Here is a 26,532-nt window from a genome sequence, read left to right on the forward strand (position 1 = left end):
GATAGAGAGTTAAATTTTAGTAAAACACAAAACAAGTGATACTATAACTTTAACCAAGTAATTCCATAGCATCTTTGTATACACTAACTAGCGAAGCTAAAGTAACAAAAGCACCGATGATTAAAAAAATCATTTCAATTTTTTTTCTTTTATTCTCTTTTATTTTTTCCTTTTTATCTTCTTCTTGATTTTGCTCAATATGCAAAATATCAACAAGATTTTCTATTTGAATTTTTAATTCTTGATGTTGTTCTAAAATATTATAATAATGAAATATAATTTTCCATATTGTGTGTTTTTGTTGGTAGTTATAATGTATTGGGTTGCTAAAAAAATATTTCAAATTAAAAACATAAAAATCTTTTTTAATATCAATAACATCATGGTAGTTTTCTTTATCTATAATACTTGAAGTCAAATTCAAATAATACTCCATTTTCTCACGATAAGCCAAAGAAAGTGCAAACATAGTCATTGTATCTTTAAATTTACTTTCACAATTGTTAAATTTAGCCTGAAACAAAAAGCCTTTTTCTGAAAACACAACTTTAATATCTGGATTATCATAACAATTTGATTTATCTATTTTTAATGTAAAACTACCTCTTAATAGTTGCGATATTTTACCATCATTCATATTTTCATCAGTATAAGCAACTATATAATCTATCACGCTTTTTTTAAATTGACAATACTCTTGACCTACGAAAACTCCATCTTTTATACATATAATACATATATCAAAAATTTTATATATTAGTATTGTACCTTTGGTATAATTTTGGTCTTCTATATTGGTATAAATTTCTAAATTTTGCGCCAAAAAGATATGAAAAAAATCCTTTAGCCTTGTATCTTTTTTAAATTTATCCTTGCAAAAATTTTCGATAATTTTAACTTGATATATATTTACCATAATATCTTCCTAATATTTGCAATATATTTTAATTTAAAATATTATTATTGTACAACTAAAAATAAATTATAGGTTTTCATATTTGAGTAAAATCTAGATTAGTGGTGCGGATGAAAGGACTTGAACCTTCACGCATTGCTGCACCAGATCCTAAGCCTAATGCGTTTTGTTATCATTTTTTATCAAAGTATTGAAAAATAGGCGTTTTATTGTTTAAGTTTATCTTAAAAATAGTATTATTTTATACCATTTTGAGAAAAAAACCGCTACCAAAACCGCTACCACTAAAATCCATTTGAGATACTATTTTTAGTATATTTTTAATTTTATATTATGTAAAAAATAATAAAATTTTCTGCGTAAATTAAAAGCAAAAAAGGAATATCTTGAAAAATCTAGTAAAAATAAAAGAATATAAGGGTATATATTTTATAGACAAAGATAAGAAATTAGAGGATATAAAAGAAATTAGTTTAGTAGAATTGCAAAGAAGATTAACTATACCATACGAATTAGCTATAAGATATTATGAAGGGAAAAAATCAAGTTATGAGATATTTCCTATTTTAAATAACACCCAGACCCTTAAAAAGAATTGTGAGTTAATTGCCTTGCAAAGAATTAATGGAAAATTTGCAAAGAAATTTAAAATTAAAGAACCTAAACTAAATGAAGTGTTTGAAGAATGGATTAGTATGCGAAAAAATACTATTTCTAAAAAACATTATGAGGTAACCATATTTTCATATAATGCACATATAAAAGATATTATAGGTAACATCAAAATAAAACAAGTCAAATTAAAAGATATGCAAAATATTGTTAATAAAATGATTGATCAAGGCAAATCTCCAAGAACAACAAAAACAATAAAAGATATACTTTCTCCAGTATTTGAATTTGCTATTAAAAATGATTATATAGAAAAAAATATAGCAAGAGAAATAGAGATACAAAAATTTGATAACAAAAGATATTTTACTATTGATGATGAGGATAGAAATGCTCTTTATAAAGCTATTATAAATTATGAAAATTTAACGATACGAGCTATGTTTATATTTCTTTTACATGGAAGAAGAAAAAGTGAAGTTCTTACATTAAAATGGGACAATATTGACTTTGCTAATAAAATTTATTTTTTACCTTCAAGCCAAAACAAATCAAGGAAAAACTTACAATTTCCGTTAAGTTCTTTACAAATAGAAGCTTTAAAAAGCATTGGAGTAAAAAATAAAGGATATATTTTTATTAAAGAAGATGGAAACCCTTATAAAGATATAAGATGGCATTGGGATAAAATAAATCAAAAATTAAAAACTCCTATTAGATTACATGACTTAAGACATTTAATAGGATATATAGGTATTAATATGGGTATATCTTTAGAAGCTATTGGAGAAACATTAGGACATTCAAGCATAGGAGTTACAAAAAGATATGCAAATATTAAAAATGAAACTATTAATAATACTCTAAATGCTATTTTTAGTAATTTTAAAACTGAAAAACACTAATTTACAATGGTTTTTTAGGTTTTTCGGTTTTTTGGTTAAGTGTGATTAAAATTTTAAACTATTTTTAGAGCTATTAAGTTTTAAATATTCATCAAGATCATCTTTTTTAAAAACAAGTTTTTTGCCAATTTTACAAAAAGGAACTTTTCCTAAATTACAATCCTTGTAAAGTTTTGAAGTGCTTATTTTTAAATAATTTGAAGCCTGTTGTACATTTAAATTTTCATCAGTTTTATTCTTGATTAATTCATTTTCTTTTAAAATCTTTTTAAAAATATCTTCAAGATCACTAGCTTTGCAAATTACTATATTATCCATATCCATTATTTTTCCTCATTTTTTAAGTAATAATAAATCGAATTGTTATCAAAACGATCTTTGAGCATGCACCATTTTCCTTTTTTTGCATATTCTTGCAAAAGTTTTCTTGCCTTTTCACGACCAACATATCTTTTGCAATTTCTTAAGACTAGGTTGATTAATTCATTTTGCTTAAAACGACCCATCTTTAAAATCTCTAAAACAGTTTTTATAAACTCTATCTCATAAGAACTCATCTCAACACTATCAAATTCCATTCTTTCTAAATTGCTAAAATTTAAAACTTTGAATGCTATTTTTTCAAGTATAAATCTTCCAAGTTTTTCTGGTCTTAACAAAATAGAATTCATCTCTTCAGTGTATTCACATCTATAGCTAAAATCAGCATAATCAACAATTTGATGACTATCAGAAAAAACTCCGCTTTTATTTAAATGGTGAATAAAAAGCACGGTTCCACCTTTTTTTCGAATTATTTTCTCTTTTGAAAATAAATAATTTGGATCAATAAATCTTCCTATTTTTCTAGTGACACAATTTAAAGAATCAACAATTATAAATACATTGAATTTCTCTTGAATTTTTATTATTTCGTCGCATATGTTTTCAAAATATATGAATTTTTTATCAGAGCATGTTAAATCTATTACAAAAAAACGGTTGGTAAAATTTTCAAGAAGATTTGCGAAACCATATTTTTTTAAACTCGAAAGTCCCATATCTGCATTTATATAAAACACTCTAATTTCATTATCTTTCTTTAAAATTTCCTTGCAAAAATACAAACAAACACTTGTCTTTCCACTACCACTACTACCATAAAGCAAACCCAAAGATTCTTTCGGTATCAAATCTTTTAAGAGCCATGATTCTTGACAAGATTGAAAATTTTCCAATTTCAATGAAAATTTTTTTATGTTTTCCATCTTATAATCCTTTTTTAGAATTATAAATTCTTTAATTTAAAATAATATAAATTTTTATTTTATTTTTAACAAAAATATTTTAATATTTTAATAATTTTATATAGGATAATTCTATTATGATAAAAGAAAATATTAAGTTTTTAAGAAAACAACGCAAATTAACACAACAAGAGTTGGGCGAAATTTTAAATGTAGGACAAAAAACAGTAAGTATGTGGGAAAAAGGAAATAACAATATTACACTTCCTACAATACTAAAAATATGTGAGCATTTTCAAATTAGTCCAAATGAGCTACTAGCAAATAATTTAGCGGATATGGAGCTACATAGAAATCTTAGAAATTACAATAGACTTACACATGAATTACAGCTAAAAAATGGCTTAAATGATTTTTTAAAATCAAACATTGTAAATATGCAACTTCAAAAAATATCTAAACATATTCGTTCTCTCAAAGGTGTAGGATTTATAGAGAAATTAAGTGAAAGCTGGAGTGGAAATGGAGAGAAAATGCTTTTAATTCTTCTCTTGTTTATTAAACATTTAAACAAGATAGAATTAAGCCGCACAACAATGAGTAAAAAAGATTTTATAAACATGTTAAAGAAATTTAAAATTTCTTTAAAAAATATCAAATTATACTCTTTAATTTTAAGTGAAAAAGACAAAATAAATACCATAGAGTGGGTAGAAAACAACTTAGATGAGATCGATGTAAATGCTTTATTTATTGATTTAAGAAAAGATGTTGAAAAAATAATTATAAATGAGCTTAATTCGTTTAATTATTTAATTTTTAAGGATTAAAACAGATAATATTTGCTGGTTGTTATTTACCAGCTAAAATTTTGCAACAGAATATGAAATCATTCTGTACAAAGATTTGTTAGTTTTTAAAATAACCGTTTTTGCTATTCTTTAATTCTTTATATTGTATTTTGATTGTTTTATTTATGTAATTTTACATAAATAAAAAGTTTTTCAAATTCACAACAAAATCCTTTATGCTATAATAAAAAATAAAATTATATAAGAAAGGATGTAGATGTCTATAAAAATTGAAATTAGTGGATTTGATAAGGATTTTTTGCCTGTTTTTGAGAGTTTGGCTAAAAGCCTAAGAGCTAGTTATTGTTTATTAGAGTATGATATCCCAGATGAGAATAAACAAAGTTCTATGAAAAAAGCTTTAGAAGAAATGAAAAATGGAGAATATGAAACTTTTAAAAACTTTGATGAGTATAAAAGGGCTATGCGTGAAATATGAAATTAGAGTTTTAAAAGAATACAAGAAAAATTACAAGAAGCTAACACTAAAAGAAAAAGATTTAGTAGATGAAATAGTTTATCGCTTATCTAACAATGAAACTCTTGAAAGAAAATACAAGGATCATAAACTAAAAGGTGAATTTAAAGATCTTAGAGAGTGTCATGTAAAACCTGATTTGCTCTTAATTTATCAAAAACAAGATGATAAGCTTATTTTAACCTGTATTAATATAGGTTCTCATAGTGAGTTGTTTTAAATAATTGAAGTTAAATTAATCAAGTTAATAAAATCCATAACTACACATTAAGTCACTTATGTCACTATAAAAAGAAAAAAAGGAAAACACTATGGAAAAATTATCCCAAGAAGAAATACAAAAAGCTATGAGAGAATGTGTAGTAGGTTCTTATACTTATGATCCAGCTAATCCTAATGGCTATTTTCAAGATTTATTTGATGTAGAAAATGAAGTTTTTGCTAAAGATTATGAGTTTATAGAAAAATGTGGTTTAGATGATATGGTAAAACACAAAGAAAGTGATTGTGTTTTTAAAGTTTTTTACAAACAAGATCACAAAGTTAGACTTCTTAGAGTTAGCAATATGCAAGCAATGAATAGTTTTGAAAGCTATAGGGGTATAATGGCAAAAATAATAGGTTTTAAGCCAGAAGATCAAGAGTGATAATAAAAGCAAACAGTTTTTAAGAAGTTTAGTGAATTTTTAGAAGAATATCATATTTTTCCTATAAATTCTAATATTAGGAAAAGAGATATCTAAAAAATTTTATCTCATCTAATGATAATATAATTAATAATATAGCAAATATAGCACTTATTACAAAAGAATATAATAATAAAATCAATAATAAAAATCCAAGCACATATATAAAAGAGTTGCTAAATAAAAAAATACAAGATAATCAACAAGAACAATTTTTTAAAGATTTAGAAACACATTTTATAACAAAAGATATGGTTGAATATTTATTAAATGATGATTTTGAGAATTTTATTATTAGTCGAACAGCTTTAATTTATGATTATATGAAAAACATTACTTAAATTCATAGGATAACTATGTTATCCTAACTATAAAAATATATAAATAAGATATAGTAAAAACTTTAAATAATTTTTATTTTAAGCTTTCTAGCATAAAATTCATCATAGCCCAAATGCTTGAAAGTATAGTTACTGTAGTTGCTACTGCAGTACCTAAAAGCCAATAAAGCGCTTTTTGCTTAGCGCTAGAAATTTGTTCTGAGAATTCAGTTTTAACTTCAGCTATTTCAGTTTTAATTTCAGCTATTTTGGTGTTAATAATTCCTTCTAGTCTTGCAACTTCAGAATAAATTAAACTTTCCAATCTTTTAATCTCTGATTGAAATAAATCTTTACTTACAAGCTCTTGTCTTATTTCTTCTATAGTTTGATTTTTAAGATTTTCAAAATTCAATCTTTGAGTAGTTGCTCTACCATTAACAAGTTCTTCAAAAGCTTTAATTAATTTTTGTGATTGTTCAGGATTAGAAAAAATACTTTCTAATAAAGCTTTAAAACTTTCATTAAGTATATACTCTTTTTCCTGAGCCATAATATTTCCTTGCATATTTAATCCTTTGTCATTATAACACAATTTGTTATAGGTTATTTATTTTATATATCAAGCTTTTGTATTTAACTTATATTAAGCTATTTTATACTAGATTGTAGGCATTTTCAATGTTTTTTGCGCATATTCACTATATGCAACTTCAACTACAAAAGGTTTATCGCCAACAGTTCTATAAACTTCACAAATTGCAACCAAATCTTGAGCGTATTGCCATTGATTATTCACTAATTTTGGATAGTTTTTAATCTCGCTATAAGAACGAATACCACCAAATTTTCCGCTTTTGTGAGCAATAGCTAAAAAGCCATCTCTGCCCACTAAAGGTTCTATTTTTTCAACCCACACATCTTTACCATTTTTTGTAACTTTTGCCCTATGAGGAACAAAAAATACTTGGTGCAAGAAAGGATCTAGATCATATTTAGTTACGACACTAAGGTAATATTTTATTTCTGTTTTATTGATCTTAGTTTCAGCAGGGAAGAAATGTTTTTTAATTAGAGCGATTCTTTCTTTGTTTAATTCTATATTTTGATTTGTATTTATTATTGCTGACATGTTTTTCCTTTTTTTTGATTTGATAATAAAAAAGGAATAGAAAATTATATTGCCCAGGAAGAGAATAAAAAAATCTATTCCCAACTTATAGGGTGTGCTAAGAAGCTAAAATAAAGACTAACTTTTTCTTTCATTAATGTATTTATCGTTAAAATAATGAGCTACTAAAACCAATGTGCCAAAAATAAGAGTGATAGCACCAATTAAAATAGCTATATTATAACCATCCATTCTCTCTCATTTTCTTTCAAAAAAAGATCATTCTTTAAGAAAGATCGATGATAGTGCAACTATCGCTCATTTGCAAACCATAAAGACTATTTACAAATAATCCTACGCCAATAGATTCCATGAATCTTAAGATTGTTTCGCAGGTATTTTTATAAATAATACTTTTTAAAATTTTTATTTATATTATTATCTAGCAATAAAAAATAAAAGCTAAAAGATATAAACATGCTTCTATTATAAAATATCAAAATCAATTATTTTTTATTATTATCGGTTTTTTTATCTTTATCAAAGTCATAAAATGTCACAAATATGGCAACTGCTATTGCAAAGGCTAATACAATATATTGTCCCATTTTATTTCCTTTTTTTGTTATAAAAATTATTAAATTAATATATTATCTAATCAACTTTAAAAATACAATATTATTTTTTAATTATAATATTTCAAAGATCTAGCTTTTATCAACTTTGTATTATATCCATAGTTACTTTGTTGATATTCTTGATATTTATGAAATCTACAAATTTCTACTAAGAATAGTTTAAATAATATATTTGCAGAAAAAATTGTTTATAAGTTATAAAGTCTATTTTTGATATATTCTTTATATTATTAGCTTAGGATTTTTAATGGGTGTAAGCGAAAATACTTTTGAAATTATCTTAGAAAAATTAAAATAAGCAAAATTAAATAATAAAACAAAAGGATAGATATGTTTAAAAACGAAGAATATATAAACCAGAGAAAAGCATTATGGATAAAAAGTTTTGAGGCTTTTAAAGATGATGAAGAATTTCACAAAGAACAGTTAGAGTTTGCTGAAGCAGGAATAAATGATGGATTTGAGGAAGATCAATTATATAAATTAATCCAAAATTGCAAAAATAATACAAAACAAACTTACCCATAAATATTTAAATTGTTTTAGCTAAAAAAACCAATTTCAGATATTATTGATTAATTTGTATATGATTTTAGTCTCTTTTTAAATTTCTTTATGATAAAATCCAGTTTGAGTAACCTTTAAACCGCCAGTGTTTTAGTCTCTTTTTAAATTTCTTTATGATAAAATTTCTTGGATTAGAAAATAAAGGTAAACCTTGTTTTAGTCTCTTTTTAAATTTCTTTATGATAAAATAACTAAAGCGTATGAGTTTGAAGCAAGAAGGTTTTAGTCTCTTTTTAAATTTCTTTATGATAAAATAAGTGGGATAGTGGATATTATTCTTACTTAGTTTTAGTCTCTTTTTAAATTTCTTTATGATAAAATATAGTTTAATCCTTTAAGTTAAATTGTTAAGTTTTAGTCTCTTTTTAAATTTCTTTATGATAAAATAAAAGACTTTTTCAAAATTTAGCTAGGCTAGTTTTAGTCTCTTTTTAAATTTCTTTATGATAAAATGTAACCATAGCTTGATATGGGGTAGCTTGAGTTTTAGTCTCTTTTTAAATTTCTTTATGATAAAATCATTAGTGTTTAACCTTACCTTAACTTGCGGTTTTAGTCTCTTTTTAAATTTCTTTATGATAAAATATAATGGTGTTGAAAATGAGTGTGAATCTTGTTTTAGTCTCTTTTTAAATTTCTTTATGATAAAATAGAGAACTAGAGCATTTAGGTATGCAAGAAGTTTTAGTCTCTTTTTAAATTTCTTTATGATAAAATTATGATGAGAGAAAGTCAAGCGATGATAATGTTTTAGTCTCTTTTTAAATTTCTTTATGATAAAATATGCAAGATTTATACGAAAAATATGATATAGTTTTAGTCTCTTTTTAAATTTCTTTATGATAAAATGAATTACAAGATGATGTAGAAAACGCAATAGTTTTAGTCTCTTTTTAAATTTCTTTATGATAAAATTCTTTTAGCTTGAACTGAATTGGAACACATGTTTTAGTCTCTTTTTAAATTTCTTTATGATAAAATCTAAGTTTAAATTTTATTGTTAGTGATATAGTTTTAGTCTCTTTTTAAATTTCTTTATGATAAAATCTAAGTTTAAATTTTATTGTTAGTGATATAGTTTTAGTCTCTTTTTAAATTTCTTTATGATAAAATGGTGATAATAAAAACGGAGAGAGTAAAAAAGTTTTAGTCTCTTTTTAAATTTCTTTATGATAAAATATATGGAAACTATAATATTTCAAACACAGGGTTTTAGTCTCTTTTTAAATTTCTTTATGATAAAATAGATCTTTATCAAATAAAGAAAACTAGGTGTTTTTCTATAGAAAAAAACCTAAAATATGCTATAATTCTTGCTAAAGAAATTTAAAAAGAGACTAAAATAAGTGGTTTTTGGTCATCCACGCAGGGTTACAATCCCTTTAAAACCATTAAAATTCAAATAAACTAGGTTGTATAAACTTAGTTTTTTTCTTTTCTTTACTTAATTTTTCATTACCGTATTTAAATTCTTTACTTTTTTCATCATATTCAAATAAAACTAGATTTTTATCATCATTTATTTTTTCATTAAAAGAAGCTCCGCCTAAAAGAATTTGCATATTGTCAAATTGTTTTTCTGTTATGGTTAAAACCCTTATATTTCCATAAGGTGGTAAAATTTTCTCTATAGATTTTATCGTTGTTTTAGCTGAAGCTGATCCTTTGCAAATTTTCACATACACGCTAAATTGCATCATAAAAAATCCAAGCTTTATCAATGAAGTTCTAAATTTATTTGCATTTTTTTGATCCTTTTTACTTTTTGTGGGCATATCAAACATCAATAAAACTCTCATAAATTTATCTTCTATCATATAAATTTACCATCATCAGCTCATCATCTTCCAATAAAGCGTTTTTAAAATTTTGAACATAGAAATTTATAGCCCTGTTTAAAGGATAAGATTTATTTTCAAAAACCACCTCTTCTTGCAAAATACCAATTAATTTTTGCTTTGTTTCCTTGTCTAAAAATTCACTATCTTTTGTATCTTTTAGCTTAAATACACATAAATCAATCAACGGTCTAAAAACTTCTATCAAATCATCACAAAGATTAAAATCATTATAAATATTATCGTGTTTTATACCCTGCCACGGCAAAAGCCCACTTATACAAACAGCCCTAACGATAAGCGACCTTATAATAGCATAGCCATAGTTTAATCCTGAATTTATAAAACATATATCATTTCTTGCAAAATCTTTGCCAAATAAAGTTTTAAAATATAAAGCAGCTGCAGTTGATTCTAAGTTTTTAGAGTCGTTTAAATTTATATTCTTAGCCATATTTAAAAGTTCTTTGGATTCTTTGGAATGATTGGTAATTTTTAAAATATAAGCTTGATTTGAAATTTTGTTTTTAATAATCTTTTGCCATAAAATTGCTTTTCTTTGCAAACTTACCGCAATTTGTTTTTTAGCTACTTTTGCACTTATAAAATGTCCCAAAAATGGAGAAAAAATTCCATTTATATTATGGGATTCATCACAAGTTAAAAGTATAATTTTGTATTTAGCTAAAGCGCTAAGCAAACTTGAAGTAATACTTGCCTGTAAAGATTCTAATATAACAAAATTAATATCTTTTAGAAAAATTCTAGCCTCTTTATCATCTTGTTTTATTACAAGATGATTTAATTCAAGACTTAGCTTTGCTTGATTTGCGATCAATACGCTTTTAAAAGCTTCATCATAAGCCATTTTTTTTACTTGATTTTAAAGAGATATTTTCTCTTGGTTGAAAATCTGCTTTTATTTTATCTCCAAGAGGGGTTATAATGTATTTTTCAAATACTTTTAAATTTTGAATCCCTAAATTTTCAACCTTAACACTTCCTTCTTTTGCATTAGAAAATAATAATTTTTGATTAGGTGTTAAATTTTCAAATTTATTATCGTGTTTTTCAACACAAATACTAGATGTACTGATACCAAAACCATTATAATAAGCAAATTCAGCTTCTTGCATATCTTTTTTCTGTAACAGAATTAAATCATTTTTATACAAAGAAAAACAAAATTCATAACTTCCATCTATTTCTTGCCATTGCTTTGGATTGTTATTTTTATCTTTACCAATGACCACTATTTTATTTGGCAAAATTCCTAAGGCAAAATCCATAGTATAAATAGGTATAGCATAAAATTTGTTTTGTTTTTTGAAGATATCAACCCTTACCATAGTATCATTTTCAACATATTTTGTACCTATTTTCCTTATTTTTCCACAGTCTAATGCTATATTTAAACCTTCTTTAGAATTATATTTTTTAATCATTTCATCTTCAGAATAAAAAGTTTCTTTGTGCAAAGCACCTCTTGCTCTTTTTCTAGGTGGTTTTGAAACAAATATTTCATCGATTTTACTTAAAATTTTTTCTCTAAACCCTTCAAAAGGTTCAAAAAATTTAACTTGATGTTTATAATTATCACTTGTAAGCTCTTTAGCGTAAAATCTTGCTTTTAGAAGCTCTTGATTTTTCCTAAAATCTGAAAAAGCTTTTATGATTGAGTTTGTACTATAAGCAACTATAATCGCATCAAGTGCATGATGAAGATGATTATTTCTATCTTTTTTATCAAAACCCCAAGTATGTCTTAAAACGGATGTGAGCATACCATTGACAGTTTGAACGTGGATTTTACTTCCTTTTTCCCCGCTTTTTAAATTTATATTTTCATTTTCATTTAAAGGTAAAAAATTTAAATACTCTTTTGTATATTTAGTTATTAAAGTCGCAATATATCTTGTGTCATTTAAATTTCTATCAATAAAATCTTGTTGTTGTTTATCTTTGAAATTTTCATCTAAAATTTTATTTTTCTTTTTATAAGGAAGATTTTGAACTAGTGTTTGAATTTTGCTCCATTTTTCTATGTTTTTTCCAAAAGCTTCAAAAGGTGTTTTGTTAAGTTTCTCTTGATTTTCTTTGGTAAAAACCAAAACTTTATTCATAAATGAATCATCAAAACTTCTTGAGTAAGGATATATATGATCAACTTCTAAGGCTTTTTCATCTTTTAAATGTTCTATGGATATTTTCTTGCCACTGTAAACACAAATTTCTTTTTGTTCTTTCCATAGTTTTAATTTTAAAATATTTTTAGCACTTGCCTTAAGCCCTATGTTTTCACACTCATTTAAAGCCCAAGCATTAACAGCTTGATTTTCTTTTTGTTCTTTTTCTATTTTTTCTCTTGCTTTCTTGCTAAGTCCTATATCTCTTGCTAATTCTAAATGAATTTTATGTACTTTGCCATATTTTTTAAGCAAAGCATTTAAGACCTTTCTATACTCACTTATAGCTCTATTAACAATAGGGTTGCTAAGCTCATGTACAAATATACTATTGCAAAAAGCTGGAAGGAAATCATGTTTTTGGTTGGTTGTTTTTGGTTTTAAATTTGCAATCTCGCATGCTTCATCATATCTTTTTCCCTCTCTCATCAAAGGAAGTATCATACTAAGTGCTTTAAAACTGAGATTAATATAATCATTAAATTCAATTTCGAGTAAATTATTGATTTGCTCATTGCTTAAATTATATTTTTCTAAAGCAGTTTTAAGCTTAACATTATCTTTTATTAAAGTAATATGCGTAGATATTTGATCTAACTCTTGTCTACTAAGAGAGTGTTCCCCTAAAGCTTTTTTAAATTCTACTAATTTTCTAAAATCAATTAATTTTGCATTTTCAGCATTTTCTTTATCATATTTAAGACTTTTAAAACTAATACTTTCATGCAAATTAATACAAGATCTAAATTTTTTATATGTAATACTTCCTTTATCTAAAATGAGATTTAAAACTTCATCTATTGTTTGAGTTGATACAATCTCTCCGCTTATTTTTTCCAAACTTTTTATTTCGTTAATAATCTTAGTTAAAGCCACGAACTCCCAAGTACTATATGAATTTTTGCAAGCTCGCTTTTCTTCCTCAAAAAAAGCACAAGCTCCTACTAAATGTGAAAAATCTTTTAAAGGTCTTTGAAAAAATGCAACTTTAAGAATCTCATTTATAAAATCTTCACTATAGTTATAGCCGAATTCTTTTTGTTTTTCTAAGATAAGCTTTAGTTCTTTTTCTAAATCACTTGCTAAAATACAATTATTGTAATTATCTTTGGTATTGCGAATCTTGATGAAATTTTTAGTGTTTTCTTTATATTTTTGGAAAAATTCTTTATAAAAATATTCTCCAACGCTTTGATAATTTTCTAATTTCAAAGCATTATTTTTTAAAGCACTTAGAATTTTTCCTTTTTCGACGTCGTTTGATTTTTTTTCGTTTTTGTTCATGTAGCCACGATGTTTTGCTATATGCAAAATCACTCTTGCTAAATCTTTAGCTTCTAATTTCTGAGTCAATGCTTTATATCTTAGTTCATAAATGCTTGTTAGCTTTCCTTCGTAAGCTTTTGGCAGATCTCCATCGTTTGCTATATAATCTTTGTAGTTTAATTTTAATTCTTTTGCAAGAATATGCTTTATAGCAATTAATCTCAACTTTCTTCTTTTAAGGCGTTTTCTAGAACTTCTTGCATTGCGTCTAGGCAAGGCTAAAGATTCCTTATTTTTCGGATTTTCAGCTTTTGTAAATATCCTAACTCCGCAATCTTTTAACTCATCGTTTTCTACAAAAGCCCAGCCTATAGAATTAATTCCTATATCAAAACCTATAACTTTCATCTTTTAATCCTTAAACAAGCATTTATGTTTTATTATAAATTTACAAAAAATAATGTAAAAAAACACTAAAAACAAATAAAATCATTCTTATTTTTGTGAGAAAACATTTTGATAAAAGATAAACAATAATTTTGTAATGAAGCGAATTTGGAAGAAAATAGAAGTTTAAAAGAAGATTTCTAATTATTATAAAGATTTATTTTTTTACAGATCTTAAAGGATTTAATGCAAGATATGTCTAAGTGGCTAGTAATTTGCAATACTTCTTGTCACATTTAGCCTTAAATTATAAAACTCCATTGCAATATGTTTTAAAAAAAGATAGTAAAAAGTGCTAAATATTATAGATAGATATACTATGTGGATTTTTAAAAATAAAATTGCTATAATACACAATCGTCACGGCAAGTAAGATCCGTTCGAGCTTGCCAAAATTACACAAATAATAACTAAACACCACTTCCTTAACATAATCTAACAAAACAAGCTTATAAATCGATTTTAATTATTTAATGCTAGGTTGATATTACTTTATAGTAGATTTTTGATTTTAGGCTTGTTTTTGTTTGTTTTTAGCGGTATTTAATTGCAATAAAATCTTTATAATATTTTCAAAGTCTTTAACATCTTCATTTAATAAAGCATATTTATTGCTTAATATGGCGTATTTATAAGCATTGATAATATCTAAATCAGGATATTTTTCTTGTAAGCTTTTTATTTTACTTGATTGCTTTACTCTAGCAAGTTTTGATTTATAGAGATTTTTATATTTATCATAAAGTGAAGAACTAATGCCAATTAAAGCACCTTCATTTTTGGTTTCTTTAAAGACTCTTAAGACAAATTTGATACAGCCATTTTTTCTGTTAATGCGTCTTGTATCATAAGGATTTTTTAAAGAATATTTAGTGCAATTTACTACCCAAGTGTGAATTATTTTTTCTAATCTATCGCTTTTGTTTTGCGTAGGAGTTTCATCTAGTTTTATCTCATCTTTAGGATTATCAGCAGATACAGTTTTTTTGAAAAATATATTTTTAAACACAGAATAACTTGCCTTTTTTAACAAAAATTTATAATATTTTATCATACAAAAATTACAAAATCATAACATTTTTATTTTTTAAAAAAACACAGCAAATCTCAAAAAAATACTAAAGGTAACGAAAACATATAATCTAATACTTACGAAGTAATGTATTGCAAAAACGATTATTTTTAACAAAAATGACAAATTTTATAAAAATCTATAAAAAATACACCAAAAATTTATCAAAATATACGAAATATATACTTTTTAGGCTAAAGGTAACGAAAACGACATATCTGCTTAGCATGGTGTAGTGATTGTTTTAAAATGGGCTATTTTTTGATAAATTTTAACCTATAAAACTCCAAAAAGAAAGCTTTAAAATACAGCTTAAAATTTCCATTTTACTAAACTTTTTATCAAAACAAAAAAGGTAAGATTTTTTGAAAAAATTAACTTGTATTTTTTGGATATTTTTTTCATAACTCTTTAAAAAAATGAAGATATATTTTAAGAAAAAAATGAGAGTATTTTTAAGCTAGTGATCCAACTAAAATAAATTTCATTTTTATAAAAAATAAAAAAGATAAAATCAGATTAATTTTTATTTTAATATCAATTATGATCACCTTCTTATAAATTAATAAAATATAAAAAGGATCATAGCTTAAGCTAATCGCTAGCTTAAAAATACTAAGTGATATAATTTTATAATAATTTTAAATTAAAATAATTTTTTTTATATTTTTGATAAAAAGATTAAGATGTATATAAAATAATATTTGCTTAATCCTAAAAGCAAAAAACCGAAAAAGCTGAGAAACCATTATTTTACCAATACTAATAATTATAAAATTTCATATGTTTTAATGGTTTAACTAATTTTAAGCCTTATGAATAAAACAAATACATTAATGTATTTAGTTTTATACTGTCTTCTTTTAATAAAAAAAGAAATAGAAAATGAATTAGCAATTGAATATAAAAAAGGTAAAATGTATTTTTTATTTTATTCTTTTTTTAAATATTTTTATAAAAGTCAATTTCTTTTTTAGATTATAATGGTAAATTATATTATTTTATATGGAGTGTTAAAAATTAATTTTTGAGAAAAAAACCGCTACCAAAACCGCTCCCTGAGTTTTTTAAAAATTTTAGAAAGTAGCTTCAAAGCATGGTGGTGCGGATGAAAGGACTTGAACCTTCACGCATTGCTGCACCAGATCCTAAGTCTGGCGTGTCTGCCAATTTCACCACATCCGCAAAAGTGGTACGCTCAAGAGGATTCGAACCTCTGACCTACGGCTTAGAAGGCCGTTGCTCTATCCAGCTGAGCTATGAGCGCAAAAAAATAAAAGTAACAATAGGCTTATGGTGCGCCCGATAGGAATCGAACCCATAACCTACAGATCCGAAGTCTGTCGCTCTATCCAGTTGAGCTACGAGCGCTGATGGGGTGAGTGATGGGAATCGAACCCACGACCCTCAGGACCACAATCTGATGCTCTAACCGACTGAGCTACACTCACCATTTATAAAAATGGTCGGGGTGAAAGGATTCGAACCTTCGGCCCCTTGGTCCCAAACCAAGTGCGCTAACCAGACTGCGCTACACCCCGATGTATAAAAATAAAGCGTTATTTTACATAAAAAAATATTAAAAGTCAAGATAAATAAGAATATTTAGCATAAAAAATGCTAAATATTTTAAGAATTATTTGTTTGTTTTTTTTGTAAAATGATGTTTAAAATTTCAACTACCAAAGAAAAGGCCATAGCTACATAAATATAGGCCTTATCTATATGAATATCAAAACTTTCACATACTAAAACAAAACCTATCATTACTAAAAATGCCAAAGCTAAAATTTTAATGTTTGGATATTTTTCTACAAAATCTGCAATTGGTTTAGAAGCAAAAAGCATTACTAATACTGCAATAATAACAGCAATAATCATAATCTCTATATCTTGAGCAATACCCACAGCAGTAATAACACTATCTAGAGAAAATACTATATCTATCACAGCTATTTCAGCAACTACAATCCAAAGTTTATTGCTGATTTTTATATTACTTTGACTTTCCTCTTGATGTGTTATACTTTCTTTGATTTCTTTGATAGATTTAACTATCAAAAACAATCCTCCAAGCAAAAGCACCAAATCCCTACCTGAAATTTCATTCCCTAATATACTAAATAAAGGTGTGACAAGCTTCATAACCCAAAACAAAGACAATAACAATAAAATTCTAGTAATCATCGCAAAAGCAAGGCCTAAAACTCTACCCTTATCTCTATGTTCTGGTGGTAATTTAGAAACCAAAATAGCCAAGAAAATGATATTATCAATCCCTAGCACAATCTCTAAAGCTGTAAGAGTAAGCAATACCACCCAAGCATCTACACTAAAAATCCACTCAAACATTTACCTTCCTTAAACAAAAAGCGTAATTATAATGATAAAAAATTAATCATTTTCAAAAATTTCAACAATAGTTGCAGGTAAAATTTCATACTCTAATTTATGAATTTTATCTTCAAATTCTTCAAAGCTTAGTTTAGCTTTTTCAAACGCCTTTTGAGCAATGATTTTACCACCATCAAGCTCTTCATTAACCCAATGCACGCTAACACCCGCAACTTTCATATCGCTCTCATAACTTTCTTTGATAGCATGAGCACCTTTAAATAAAGGAAGCAAAGAAGGATGAAGATTAATAGCTTTTATATTTTGAGTGAAAATAGGACTTAAAATTCGCATAAATCCTGCTAAGATGGTCAGATCTGCTTGACTTTCTTTTATAATTTTTACTAACTCTGCGTCAAATTCTTCTCTTGAAGTAAATTTTTTATGCTCTATGATTTGAGTATTAAGGTTATATTTTAAAGCTCTTTGTATACCATAAGCTTCTTTTTTATTGCACACACATAAAACCACTTCAAAGGTATTTTTACCAAAAGTTTTTTTATGTAATTTTTCTAAAATATTTTCCAAATTACTTCCATTGCCACTAAATAAAATTGCTAATTTTATAAGCATTTTAACCCCTTTATCAATTTTAAAGCATCAAAACTAATTTTGTTTTTCTTATAATTTTTAGCTACTAAAGCATGAGCTAATGCTGCATTTTTAGCAGCCTCTAAAGCATTAAATTTAGCTCCAAGCAAAGCTGCTATCATACCACTTAACACATCCCCACTTCCACCTTTTGCTAAAGCTTCATTGCCACAATTTACTATAAAAAATTTTTCTTTTTGAGCGATGATAGAATTGGCCCCTTTTAATACCAAAACACATTGAAATTTAGAACTAAACTTTCTTGCATAAAAAAAGCGTTTGTTTTGAATTTCTTCTACGCTTATATCCTCATTAAAACAAAGTTTTAAAAGCATACAAAATTCTTTAGGATGAGGGGTTAAAACAACATCTTCTCTAGCAAGATATGAAAGTAAATTTTCACTTTGAAAACAATTTGCATCTAAGACTAAAGGAATGTTTTTTAATCTTTCATCTTTTAAAATACTTAAATCATCAAGTCCCATGCCTATAGCAGCTGCATTTATTTTGCTTTCAATATCATCTTTTAGCATAATCAAAGGTGAAAAACTTTCTTTAGCCACTAAAGATACAAGTCCTGCTCCAAATTCTAAAGCACCGAGTCCAGCTAGAGTACCTGCACTTTTATTTGCAAAAATATAAATATGGCCAAAATCGCCTTTATTTGAGTTAATCTTTTTTGTAATAAGTTTTAAATCTTTTTTTTCTAGTAAAAAACTTGAAGTATTTTGCATATAAGGTTTTAAACCCAAATTTGCAATTTTAATTTTACCTGCAAATTCTTTTGCAAAATCTTCTAATAAAATTTCTTTAATCACTCCCATGCAAAGAGTGTAATCAGCCTTAAAACATAGCTCTTGTCCAAGCCCGCTAGGAACATCACAAGCTATTTTTAAAGCCTTACTTTTAGCAATTTTTTTAAAAATTCTTTGTAAATTTTCATCTAAAGCTTTATTTAAACCACTCCCAAAAATACAATCAACAATGATGTCAAAATCTTTAATTTTAGGTTCTTTTTTTAAAAATTTAAAACCTATATTTTTTAAAATTTGCTCTTGCTTGATAAACATTGTATTTTTTTTATATGGCATAACAAAAGCAAAAGCTTTTTTTAAATGCCTTATAGCCACAAGTCCATCAGCTCCATTTCCACCAGTACCGAGCAAAAATAAAATTTTGGCATTTTTTATGTTTTTACTTTTTTTCTTAATCAAATTTGCAAGCTCTATGCCTGCATTTTCCATCATTAAAAACTCATCCAAACCTTTTTCAATAAGTTTTTTTTCATAAGAAATATTATCTTTAAATACTGCTTTCATCGCTCATCTCACATTTTATAAATTTTTGAGTTTTAGCGCCTAGCTCTTTAAGCTTTATCACTCTTGAAGCGATATTTCCACTTCCATGAGTAAGCTTTGTTTGCATATTATCTACATTTGTGTTTAATCTTTTAACATTTTCTTTGATTTTTTCAAAATCATCCAAAACACCTGCAAATTTATCATGAAATTTACCCAGTTCATCAAAAGCTTTTAAGATATTTTCATTACTTTGTATATTTTTCCATGAAATATTTATAGTATTTAATGCCATAAAAAGAGTGTTTGGTGTAGTTAAATAAACCTTTTTTTTGTAAGCATATTGATAAATTTCAAGATCTACATTTAAAATCAAATCTAGAATATTTTGATAAGGTATAAAAAGCAAAACAAACTCATAAGTGTGTTTATCATACTGCATATAAGGCTTTTTAGCTAACTCATCAATCCTTGATTTTAGATTATAAGCCAAATCAAGACAGGTATTTTTACTAATATCTTCAAAACTAAAATCACTTGGTAGAGAAAATTTTGCATCTATAACTATACTTTTTTGTTTATCTAAAAACACAACCGCATCAGGAATGTAAGTTTTACCCTCATCTTGAAATCTCTCTTGCAATTTATACTGCACACCCTCTACTAAACCACTATTTTCTAAAACTGATTTTAGTTGCAATTCTGCAAAATTACCACGAATTTTTTTATCTCCTTTTAAAATTTTAGCTAGCTTATCTGCATTTTCTCCCATATTTTGACTAAATTTAAACATATGATCAATTTGTGTTTTAATGCTAACTTCATTTTGACTGAGTTTTTCACTATACTCTTTAACACTTTTTTTCACAGGCAAGAAAATTTCTTCTAAGATTTTTTTTGTATCTTCATTGAGCATAAGTTTGTTTTGATTTAAAATACTAGCATTTTGTTTTTGGAAATTTTGCTCTAGCTCTTGTTTTAATCCCGTCAAACTTTGTTTATATTTTTCTTCTAATTTTATTAAGGTTTGAGTGTATTCTTCTTTTAAATTCGCACGCTCTTTTAAATGCATATTTAAAAGTTCTTGTTGAGTTTGTTCTTTTTGTGCTAATTTTGCCTCTAAAACTTCATTTTTAGATAAATACGATATTTTTTCATCTAAAAGTTTGGAATTTTTTTCTATAAGTGCAGTTTTTTCAAACTCTAAATTAGAAAGTTGATTTTGCAAAGTCATATTGTTTTGATTTAAAAATTCTAACTTTACTTTTTCTTTCTGACTTTTAAATACCACCCATACAAAAGCTAAAATTACAACAGCCAAAAAAGCTATTAAGATATTTTCCATTTTTAAGCCTTTGCTTTTTCAAGGAAATAAATATTTTTCTCATTTGCTTCTTTAAATTGTTTCATCTTTGGTAAAAGTTCTTTCATCAAAGCTTTAAAATTTTTAAAGCCGAAATTTTGTGGAATAAAATTTGCATGTTTTCTGTTCATATTAGTACGAATTTGAGCATATTCTGCGCGACCTTTTTCTTCTATCAAAGCCTCTGCGATATTGATTAAATCTTTGATATATTCTTTTTCAATTATGACTTTTGTTTTTGTTTTATCTTGATCTAAATAAAAGAATTCACTAAAGGAATTCACATAAGATTTTACAGCTTGCTTTAAACCCATGCCTATAACTTGTTTTTTATTTTCTTTTAGCTTCTGTATCAAACTAGTATAATCACTATCGCTTGATACAATAACAAAAATATCAATATCTTTTTCATAAAAAACACTCATAATATCAGTAATTAAATACATATCACTTGAATTTTTATTAGCTAAAAAATTAAATTGTTGCATAGCAATGATAGAATATTGTGCGATTTGTTCTTTCCAATTTTGTATATTTTTTTGAGTCCAATCTCCATAAATTCGCTTTATAACAATTTCTCCATAATCAGAAGCAATACCAAAAATCGATTTTGCGTATTTTGAAGGAATATTTTCCGCATCTATAAAAATTGCTATGCTTTTATTTTCCATTTTTGCTCCTAAATATTTCTCATTCTAAAACTTAATGCTTTTAAAATATGAGTTTTTAAAATCAACTCACTTTGCTCTAAATCTGCAATGGTTCTTGCTACTTTTATAGTTTTATTTACCCCTCTTTGAGAAAGATTATATGAATTTATAGCCTTTTGCAAAATTTCATTAGCAGAAGACTCTAAAATACAAAATTGTTTCATCTGCTCATCATTTAATTTAGCATTAAACTCTTCTTGCTGTCTTTGTTTTTGAAATAAAAATCCTTTAAATACCATCTCGCTCATTTGCTCTGATGTTAAACTCATTTTATCCTTATGTGAAATTTCATCCATAGCTACATAAAGATCAATCCTATCTAAAATTGGAGATGAAATTTTGTTTTTATATTTTTTTATTTCTATTTCTTGACAACGACAATTTTGATTTTTAGAAAATAAATTTCCACAAGGACAAGGATTTTGCGCACAAGCAAATAAAAATTTAGTTTCATAAATCACTTTGGTATTAACTCTTGAAATAAGAATTTTAAAATCCTCCAATGGCTCTCTTAAACTTTCTATGATTTGTTTTGAAAAATGAGGAAACTCATCAAAAAACAAAACTCCTCCATTTGCAAGTGCTATTTCTCCTATCTTGGCATTTTTAGTTCCTCCGCCAAAAATACTAGCTCTGGTACTTGTATGATGAGGACTTCTAAAAACCCTACTAGCGCTAAAATCATCATCTAAAGAATTTAATGACTTATAAGCGTTTTGAGCTAAAATTTCTTTCAAGCTTTGTGGTGGCATGATAAAAGAAAGTCTTTTAGCACACATACTTTTACCGCTACCTGGACTACCTTCAAATAAAATATTATGCATTCCTAAAGCTGCTATTATACAAGCAAATTTAGCATTTTCTTGGCCTTTAACTTCCTTAAAATCATAAGGAAAGCTAGTGTTTTTTATATATTTTTCCCCATTAAGTTTTATAGCATTTTCAAATAAAGGATGAGCATTGCATATATGATAATTCTCATATTTTTTTTCTTTAAAAAAATCTACAGCCTGGGCTAAATTTTCTAAAGCATAAATTGTTAAATTAGGTATCATTGAAGCTTTTTGTGCTATGGCTTTTGGTACTACTACTTTAGCATTTTGTATTTTTGTACTTAAAAAAAGCAAGATAGAAAATAAACTAGCAGTGCTTTTTATACTCCCATCTAATCCAAGTTCTCCAAAAACAAAAAAATCATCTAAAATTTCTTTTTGAAATAAAATCAAAATTGCAATAGCTAAGTCAAAATGAGAACCATTTTTGGGAATATCCGAAGGACTTAAGTTGATAGTAATTTTTTGTGCTGGAAAGCTAAAATTCTGACTTAACAAAGTTGCTTTAATTCTTTCAGTGCTTTCTTTGATGGTAGAGTTTGCAAGACCCACTATGCTAAAGCCTGGCAAACCTCTTGTGAAAGTTGATTCTACATCGATGATATCAAGTTCTGTAGAAAAACTTGCACATTTTAGCTTTTTCATTTATTCTTTTTGGATTTTTTCTTAAAGTCTTTATCAAATTTTTGACGCTTTAAAAAAGAAAGTTTTTCTATAAATAAATGTCCATCAAGATGATCAACTTCATGTTGGATAGCCACTGCTAAAAACTCATGTGCTCGCAAACTTTGCGGCTTTCCAAACCTATCTTGATAGTCAAGTTGTATATTTTTATAACGCATTACATCTTCATAAAAACCTGGTATACTTAAACAACCCTCATTACAAGAAATTCTTTCATCATCTAAAGGTGTTATAATGGGATTGATGATTTCTAAAAGAGTTTGTTTGTCTTCTTTTTGCTCACCTTCTTCATCACCAATATCTACAAGTAAAGCTCTAATTGGCACATCAACTTGGATAGCTGCCAAACCTACACCTTTATTAGCTATCATTGTTTCATACATATCATCTAAAAGTATATGTAAATCTTTATCAAAATTTTCTACTTTTTTTGATTCTAAAAATAATCTTGGATTAGGATAGGTAATTATCTTTCTTATCATTTTTCTTTTTCCACTATTACAAAAGGTTCTAAATTTTTTCCCGAGTCTTTTAAAGCTTCAATGCATTTTTCTATTAATTCTTCACCTTTGCTGTCACTATTAACTGCACTAATAGCAACCTCCACATCTGCCTCTATTTCTTTATCTGCTAAGAAAAAATTTGAATTTTCTAAGGATTCTAAAATTTTATTGCATATTTCTTGTGCTTTTTCTAAATTAGTATGAGAGATCATTATAGCAAAAATATTATTTCCACAATGTGCTACTATATCACTTGAAGAAACATTTTTACTAAAAATTTTACAAACACTTTTTAAAAAGGCATTTTTCTCTTTTTGAGTATAAGTTTGCTCTAAAATTTCCTCTTTTACTCTAAAGAATATCAAAGAGGTATAATAATTATATTTAGCATTACTCTCTATGCTTTTTTCCAAATTTTCTAAAAAATATTTTTTATTAAAAACTCCAAATTTAGAGTCAAAATCACTCTGCTCTTCTATATGTTTATAAGTCTGTCTAACCTCATCAAAATTTTCTTTAATCTCATCTGAATACTTATCTAAAATGCTAGAAAATCTTGAAAGGTCTGTTTCAAGGGCATGGATTACATTAGAAACAGCTAAATTTCCTGTACTAATAGCAAGTTCTGAATTACGCCTTTTTAGCATATCTTTAACTGTTTCAAGATGCCTATAAATCATGGCAATATATTGCAATAATGCCGAAGTAGAATTAAAACTTTTCTTTATTTCTTGTTCTATATTTGCACGCTTAAGACCATCATCATTTTGCTCAAATTCCATAATCTCACCAACTTTTTTCTTAAAAGCTCCTGGACGCTCTTCAAGCATTTTTTGAAAATAAACCCCATAATTAGTAGGAGTTGGAGGCACATTATCTTTTACAAGTTCAGTTAAAATAGATTTCGCAAATTTCTCAAATTCGCCTCCACTAATTTTTTGAATTTTTGGAGCTTCTTTGGCTGGAGTTGGATCGCTATTTAAATTTAAATCAGCAAATAAATCATCATCTAGCATTGCTTTGTTTCCTTATTTAAAACTTTTTTCCAAAACCTTATCTATTAAACCATATTCCTTAGCCTCTATAGCACTCATAAAAAAATCTCTATCGGTATCTTTTTCTATTTTAGAAAGTTTTTGCTTAGTATTTTTTGCCAAAATATCATTTAAAATCGCTTTTAATCTTAGAATTTCTTTTGCCTGAATTTCTATATCTGTTGCTTGTCCTCTTGCACCACCTAGTGGTTGGTGGATCATAATTCTTGAATTTGGCAGAGCAAATCTTTTCCCTGGAGTACCACAACTAAGCAAAAATGCACCCATAGAAGCAGCTTGACCAATACAAATAGTACTTACATCAGCTTTAATATAATTCATCGTATCATAAATACTAAATCCACTTGTCACAACCCCGCCTGGTGAGTTAATATAAAGATAAATATCTTTTTGAGGATCTTCAGCTTCTAAAAACAAAAGCTGTGCCACGATAGAAGCAGCAAGATCATCATTGATCTCGCCACTTAGCATGATAATCCTATCTTTTAAAAGTCTTGAGTATATATCATAACTTCTTTCGCCTCTGCTTGTTTTTTCAACTACATAGGGTATATATGAACTCATTATTTTTCACTTTCTTTTTCGGTTTTCTTTTTATCATTTTTTTTAAAAATATCAGCAAAAAGTTTTTCTTCAATTAAAGACATTTTAATGGCAGGTAATGCACCTTGCTTTTTATAATTATCTAAATGTTCTTGTGGGTTAAAACCATATCTATAAGCTTCAAAATAAATTGCTTGGATTAATTCCTGATCGCTTACTGTAACATTTCTAAGTTTTGCTAGCTCATCTATAATGAAAGTTAATTTTACGCTTTTTTGCGCATCTTCTTTGAAACTCTCTCTTTTTTCTTTATATTTAGCCTCATCTTTAAATTCTTTTAATTCCTCTTCGCTTAAAGTTCTTAAAGAGCTTCTAAATTGCATATCTGTTTCTTGCTCTACTATATTTCTTGGTAAAACAAAGTCAAACTTAGCTACTAAAGCTTCTGCAAATTGATTTTTAAGCTCATCATTAATAAGTTTAAAGATTTTTTCATTTTTTAGTTGTTCTTTTAATTTTGCGTCTAATTTTTCAACACTTGGCTCTTTTTCTTCAGGAAGTAAGTTTTTTAAAAGCTCTTCATTTAATTCAGGTAATTTAAGTTCTTGAATTTCATGAATTTTTACTTTAAATACCGCATCTTTTCCTGCTAAATGTGCTGCACCATATTCTTTTGGAAAAGTTACATTAATATCTTTTTCTTCACCTGCTTTTAAACCAATCATACCTTCTTCAAATCCTGGTATGAATTGTTTTGAACCAATCTCTAAAACATAATTTTGAGCTTTTCCACCATCAAAAGCTTTACCATCAACAAAACCTTCAAAATCAAATTTAGCAAAATCGCCTTCTTTTAAAGCTCTTACTTCTTTAATCGCTTCAGGAGTAGCAAATCTTTTTAATAATTCTTCTTTTTTTGCATCAATTTCTTTTTGAGTTACTTTTGGTGTATTATAAGTTGGAATTAGTTCTTCATATCCATCTAATTTTACTTCTGGCTTAAAAGATAATACCATTTGAGCTTCAATATCGCCATCTTTTCTATCAAATTTTTCAAAATATGGCTCACCTACTAAATCTTTAGCCTCTTTTTTAACTTCTTTTAAAGCACCATCTACAGCATTTCTTAAAAGATCTTGCTCCGCATCTCTTGTAAGCTCTTTTTCATATCTTTTAAGTATAGCAGCAACAGGAACTTTTCCTGCTCTAAAACCATCCATTTTCATAGTTTTAGACGCTTTTTTAGCTAATTTTTCAACTTCTGCTTTAATAGCTCCTTGAGCAATTTTCACAGTAGCATTTGCATTTGCAAAATCAATTAGTTTTGCTGTAACTTCCATAATATTTTCCCTTTTTAAATAAAATTTCTTGATAATATACCAAAATTTTCCTTATCACTTTATATAAAAATAAAAATATGTTAAAATTTTAATTTTTGA

At 26.3% G+C, this 26,532-nt stretch carries 26 protein-coding genes, 6 tRNA genes and 1 CRISPR repeat array; of the genes, 7 read left to right on the forward strand and 25 right to left on the reverse strand.

Features of this window, described 5'->3' with window-relative positions:
- Positions 1–49: 49 nt before the first annotated feature.
- The gene (locus tag L8U37_RS04900; RefSeq protein ID WP_263659583.1) at positions 50–916 is read right to left on the reverse strand and encodes a hypothetical protein; all 867 of its coding nucleotides are present in this window, start codon (positions 914–916) and stop codon (positions 50–52) included.
- Between the two features lie 102 nt (positions 917–1,018).
- Positions 1,019–1,195, reverse strand: a tRNA-Leu gene (locus tag L8U37_RS04905).
- A 107-nt stretch (positions 1,196–1,302) separates the two neighbouring features.
- Here L8U37_RS04905 and L8U37_RS04910 point away from each other — a divergent pair.
- Positions 1,303–2,433, forward strand: a complete 1,131-nt coding sequence (locus L8U37_RS04910) for a tyrosine-type recombinase/integrase (RefSeq protein WP_263728729.1) — start codon at positions 1,303–1,305, stop codon at positions 2,431–2,433.
- Positions 2,434–2,478: 45 nt separating this feature from the next.
- Here the strand turns inward: L8U37_RS04910 and L8U37_RS04915 are convergent, their stop codons facing one another.
- Together L8U37_RS04915 and L8U37_RS04920 are read right to left on the reverse strand one after the other, a co-directional pair.
- Entirely contained in the window at positions 2,479–2,757 is a 279-nt protein-coding gene (locus L8U37_RS04915; protein WP_167333027.1) for a helix-turn-helix domain-containing protein, read from the reverse strand.
- Positions 2,757–3,680, reverse strand: a complete 924-nt coding sequence (locus L8U37_RS04920) for an AAA domain protein (protein WP_043019841.1) — start codon at positions 3,678–3,680, stop codon at positions 2,757–2,759. The genes L8U37_RS04915 and L8U37_RS04920 overlap by 1 nt, the downstream gene beginning before the upstream one ends.
- 116 nt (positions 3,681–3,796) lie before the next feature.
- Here L8U37_RS04920 and L8U37_RS04925 point away from each other — a divergent pair, with 116 nt between their 5' ends.
- From L8U37_RS04925 to L8U37_RS04945, 5 genes are all read left to right on the forward strand, one after another.
- Positions 3,797–4,489 (forward strand): helix-turn-helix domain-containing protein, encoded by a 693-nt coding sequence (locus tag L8U37_RS04925; protein WP_263666686.1) that lies wholly within the window; start codon positions 3,797–3,799, stop codon positions 4,487–4,489.
- A gap of 238 nt (positions 4,490–4,727) precedes the next feature.
- A complete protein-coding gene (locus L8U37_RS04930; protein WP_039628371.1) occupies positions 4,728–4,949 on the forward strand; it encodes a hypothetical protein in 222 nt (73 codons plus the stop codon).
- The gene (locus tag L8U37_RS04935; RefSeq protein WP_144667570.1) at positions 4,939–5,208 is read left to right on the forward strand and encodes a type II toxin-antitoxin system YafQ family toxin; all 270 of its coding nucleotides are present in this window, start codon (positions 4,939–4,941) and stop codon (positions 5,206–5,208) included. The genes L8U37_RS04930 and L8U37_RS04935 overlap by 11 nt, the downstream gene beginning before the upstream one ends.
- 91 nt (positions 5,209–5,299) lie before the next feature.
- Entirely contained in the window at positions 5,300–5,635 is a 336-nt protein-coding gene (locus L8U37_RS04940) for a hypothetical protein (RefSeq protein ID WP_263666685.1), read from the forward strand.
- Positions 5,636–5,847: 212 nt separating this feature from the next.
- The gene (locus L8U37_RS04945) at positions 5,848–6,015 is read left to right on the forward strand and encodes a hypothetical protein (protein ID WP_263666049.1); all 168 of its coding nucleotides are present in this window, start codon (positions 5,848–5,850) and stop codon (positions 6,013–6,015) included.
- A 73-nt stretch (positions 6,016–6,088) separates the two neighbouring features.
- On the opposite strand, the gene L8U37_RS04950 is transcribed toward L8U37_RS04945, so the two are convergent.
- Both L8U37_RS04950 and L8U37_RS04955 read right to left on the reverse strand, forming a co-directional pair.
- Positions 6,089–6,562, reverse strand: a complete 474-nt coding sequence (locus tag L8U37_RS04950; RefSeq protein WP_263728730.1) for a hypothetical protein — start codon at positions 6,560–6,562, stop codon at positions 6,089–6,091.
- 93 nt (positions 6,563–6,655) lie between these two features.
- Entirely contained in the window at positions 6,656–7,126 is a 471-nt protein-coding gene (locus L8U37_RS04955) for a recombinase RecT (RefSeq protein WP_263728731.1), read from the reverse strand.
- Between the two features lie 947 nt (positions 7,127–8,073).
- Between L8U37_RS04955 and L8U37_RS04960 the strand changes: the two genes are divergently transcribed.
- The gene (locus L8U37_RS04960) at positions 8,074–8,271 is read left to right on the forward strand and encodes a hypothetical protein (RefSeq protein ID WP_263666682.1); all 198 of its coding nucleotides are present in this window, start codon (positions 8,074–8,076) and stop codon (positions 8,269–8,271) included.
- Positions 8,272–8,332: 61 nt separating this feature from the next.
- Positions 8,333–9,555: a CRISPR direct-repeat array (repeat unit 36 nt; unit sequence GTTTTAGTCTCTTTTTAAATTTCTTTATGATAAAAT).
- A 146-nt stretch (positions 9,556–9,701) separates the two neighbouring features.
- Here L8U37_RS04960 and cas2 read toward each other — a convergent pair.
- The 19 genes from cas2 to tig all read right to left on the reverse strand — a co-directional run bounded on the left by cas2 (position 9,702) and on the right by tig (position 26,433).
- The gene (gene cas2, locus L8U37_RS04965) at positions 9,702–10,127 is read right to left on the reverse strand and encodes a CRISPR-associated endonuclease Cas2 (RefSeq protein ID WP_263666681.1); all 426 of its coding nucleotides are present in this window, start codon (positions 10,125–10,127) and stop codon (positions 9,702–9,704) included.
- The gene (cas1, locus tag L8U37_RS04970; RefSeq protein WP_263666679.1) at positions 10,114–11,016 is read right to left on the reverse strand and encodes a type II CRISPR-associated endonuclease Cas1; all 903 of its coding nucleotides are present in this window, start codon (positions 11,014–11,016) and stop codon (positions 10,114–10,116) included. Before cas1 ends, cas2 begins: the two co-directional genes overlap by 14 nt.
- Positions 11,006–14,008 carry a type II CRISPR RNA-guided endonuclease Cas9 gene (cas9, locus tag L8U37_RS04975; protein ID WP_263666678.1) on the reverse strand — a complete coding sequence of 1,001 codons (3,003 nt, stop codon included), beginning with the start codon at positions 14,006–14,008 and terminating at the stop codon, positions 11,006–11,008. The genes cas1 and cas9 overlap by 11 nt, the downstream gene beginning before the upstream one ends.
- Before the next feature lie 550 nt (positions 14,009–14,558).
- Positions 14,559–15,056 carry a hypothetical protein gene (locus tag L8U37_RS04980; protein ID WP_263665906.1) on the reverse strand — a complete coding sequence of 166 codons (498 nt, stop codon included), beginning with the start codon at positions 15,054–15,056 and terminating at the stop codon, positions 14,559–14,561.
- 1,163 nt (positions 15,057–16,219) lie between these two features.
- Positions 16,220–16,304 (reverse strand) — tRNA-Leu (locus tag L8U37_RS04985).
- Between the two features lie 5 nt (positions 16,305–16,309).
- Positions 16,310–16,386 (reverse strand) — tRNA-Arg (locus L8U37_RS04990).
- Positions 16,387–16,413: 27 nt separating this feature from the next.
- Positions 16,414–16,490, reverse strand: a tRNA-Arg gene (locus tag L8U37_RS04995).
- A 3-nt stretch (positions 16,491–16,493) separates the two neighbouring features.
- Positions 16,494–16,570: transfer RNA gene (locus L8U37_RS05000), tRNA-His, on the reverse strand.
- Positions 16,571–16,582: 12 nt separating this feature from the next.
- A tRNA-Pro gene (locus L8U37_RS05005) sits at positions 16,583–16,660 on the reverse strand.
- 88 nt (positions 16,661–16,748) lie between these two features.
- Entirely contained in the window at positions 16,749–17,471 is a 723-nt protein-coding gene (locus L8U37_RS05010; RefSeq protein ID WP_263728732.1) for a TerC family protein, read from the reverse strand.
- Between the two features lie 42 nt (positions 17,472–17,513).
- Entirely contained in the window at positions 17,514–18,086 is a 573-nt protein-coding gene (purN, locus tag L8U37_RS05015) for a phosphoribosylglycinamide formyltransferase (RefSeq protein ID WP_133318986.1), read from the reverse strand.
- The gene (locus L8U37_RS05020; protein ID WP_263728733.1) at positions 18,077–19,423 is read right to left on the reverse strand and encodes an NAD(P)H-hydrate dehydratase; all 1,347 of its coding nucleotides are present in this window, start codon (positions 19,421–19,423) and stop codon (positions 18,077–18,079) included. The genes purN and L8U37_RS05020 overlap by 10 nt, the downstream gene beginning before the upstream one ends.
- Complete coding sequence (gene rmuC / locus L8U37_RS05025) at positions 19,407–20,747, reverse strand: DNA recombination protein RmuC (protein WP_220566475.1); 1,341 nt, start codon at positions 20,745–20,747, stop codon at positions 19,407–19,409. Before rmuC ends, L8U37_RS05020 begins: the two co-directional genes overlap by 17 nt.
- 2 nt (positions 20,748–20,749) lie before the next feature.
- On the reverse strand, positions 20,750–21,436 hold the full coding sequence (locus tag L8U37_RS05030; protein WP_220566474.1) for an NYN domain-containing protein: 687 nt from the start codon (positions 21,434–21,436) through the stop codon (positions 20,750–20,752).
- A gap of 8 nt (positions 21,437–21,444) precedes the next feature.
- Positions 21,445–22,953 carry a YifB family Mg chelatase-like AAA ATPase gene (locus L8U37_RS05035; protein WP_263660668.1) on the reverse strand — a complete coding sequence of 503 codons (1,509 nt, stop codon included), beginning with the start codon at positions 22,951–22,953 and terminating at the stop codon, positions 21,445–21,447.
- A complete protein-coding gene (def, locus tag L8U37_RS05040; RefSeq protein ID WP_263664912.1) occupies positions 22,950–23,474 on the reverse strand; it encodes a peptide deformylase in 525 nt (174 codons plus the stop codon). The genes L8U37_RS05035 and def overlap by 4 nt, the downstream gene beginning before the upstream one ends.
- Positions 23,471–24,511, reverse strand: a complete 1,041-nt coding sequence (locus tag L8U37_RS05045) for a GGDEF domain-containing protein (protein ID WP_133318992.1) — start codon at positions 24,509–24,511, stop codon at positions 23,471–23,473. Before L8U37_RS05045 ends, def begins: the two co-directional genes overlap by 4 nt.
- 12 nt (positions 24,512–24,523) lie before the next feature.
- The gene (clpP, locus tag L8U37_RS05050; RefSeq protein WP_133318993.1) at positions 24,524–25,114 is read right to left on the reverse strand and encodes an ATP-dependent Clp endopeptidase proteolytic subunit ClpP; all 591 of its coding nucleotides are present in this window, start codon (positions 25,112–25,114) and stop codon (positions 24,524–24,526) included.
- Positions 25,114–26,433, reverse strand: coding sequence for a trigger factor (tig, locus tag L8U37_RS05055; protein WP_263728734.1), 1,320 nt, complete (start codon positions 26,431–26,433; stop codon positions 25,114–25,116). The genes clpP and tig overlap by 1 nt, the downstream gene beginning before the upstream one ends.
- Positions 26,434–26,532: the final 99 nt, after the last annotated feature.

This window comes from Campylobacter sp. RKI_CA19_01122 (assembly GCF_025771325.1).
Classification (GTDB): Bacteria; Campylobacterota; Campylobacteria; order Campylobacterales; family Campylobacteraceae; genus Campylobacter_D; species Campylobacter_D lari_D.

Bases quoted from the DNA above. Each gene is read 5' to 3' on its own strand.
- L8U37_RS04900 (WP_263659583.1), bottom strand. From the start codon at position 916: ATGGTAAATATATATCAAGTTAAAATTATCGAAAATTTTTGCAAGGAT.
- L8U37_RS04915 (WP_167333027.1), bottom strand. From the start codon at position 2,757: ATGGATATGGATAATATAGTAATTTGCAAAGCTAGTGATCTTGAAGAT.
- L8U37_RS04920 (WP_043019841.1), bottom strand. From the start codon at position 3,680: ATGGAAAACATAAAAAAATTTTCATTGAAATTGGAAAATTTTCAATCT.
- L8U37_RS04925 (WP_263666686.1), top strand. From the start codon at position 3,797: ATGATAAAAGAAAATATTAAGTTTTTAAGAAAACAACGCAAATTAACA.
- L8U37_RS04930 (WP_039628371.1), top strand. From the start codon at position 4,728: ATGTCTATAAAAATTGAAATTAGTGGATTTGATAAGGATTTTTTGCCT.
- L8U37_RS04940 (WP_263666685.1), top strand. From the start codon at position 5,300: ATGGAAAAATTATCCCAAGAAGAAATACAAAAAGCTATGAGAGAATGT.
- L8U37_RS04950 (WP_263728730.1), bottom strand. From the start codon at position 6,562: ATGCAAGGAAATATTATGGCTCAGGAAAAAGAGTATATACTTAATGAA.
- L8U37_RS04955 (WP_263728731.1), bottom strand. From the start codon at position 7,126: ATGTCAGCAATAATAAATACAAATCAAAATATAGAATTAAACAAAGAA.
- L8U37_RS04960 (WP_263666682.1), top strand. From the start codon at position 8,074: ATGTTTAAAAACGAAGAATATATAAACCAGAGAAAAGCATTATGGATA.
- cas2 (WP_263666681.1), bottom strand. From the start codon at position 10,127: ATGATAGAAGATAAATTTATGAGAGTTTTATTGATGTTTGATATGCCC.
- cas1 (WP_263666679.1), bottom strand. From the start codon at position 11,016: ATGGCTTATGATGAAGCTTTTAAAAGCGTATTGATCGCAAATCAAGCA.
- cas9 (WP_263666678.1), bottom strand. From the start codon at position 14,008: ATGAAAGTTATAGGTTTTGATATAGGAATTAATTCTATAGGCTGGGCT.
- L8U37_RS05010 (WP_263728732.1), bottom strand. From the start codon at position 17,471: ATGTTTGAGTGGATTTTTAGTGTAGATGCTTGGGTGGTATTGCTTACT.
- purN (WP_133318986.1), bottom strand. From the start codon at position 18,086: ATGCTTATAAAATTAGCAATTTTATTTAGTGGCAATGGAAGTAATTTG.
- L8U37_RS05020 (WP_263728733.1), bottom strand. From the start codon at position 19,423: ATGAAAGCAGTATTTAAAGATAATATTTCTTATGAAAAAAAACTTATT.
- rmuC (WP_220566475.1), bottom strand. From the start codon at position 20,747: ATGGAAAATATCTTAATAGCTTTTTTGGCTGTTGTAATTTTAGCTTTT.
- L8U37_RS05030 (WP_220566474.1), bottom strand. From the start codon at position 21,436: ATGGAAAATAAAAGCATAGCAATTTTTATAGATGCGGAAAATATTCCT.
- L8U37_RS05035 (WP_263660668.1), bottom strand. From the start codon at position 22,953: ATGAAAAAGCTAAAATGTGCAAGTTTTTCTACAGAACTTGATATCATC.
- def (WP_263664912.1), bottom strand. From the start codon at position 23,474: ATGATAAGAAAGATAATTACCTATCCTAATCCAAGATTATTTTTAGAA.
- L8U37_RS05045 (WP_133318992.1), bottom strand. From the start codon at position 24,511: ATGCTAGATGATGATTTATTTGCTGATTTAAATTTAAATAGCGATCCA.
- clpP (WP_133318993.1), bottom strand. From the start codon at position 25,114: ATGAGTTCATATATACCCTATGTAGTTGAAAAAACAAGCAGAGGCGAA.
- tig (WP_263728734.1), bottom strand. From the start codon at position 26,433: ATGGAAGTTACAGCAAAACTAATTGATTTTGCAAATGCAAATGCTACT.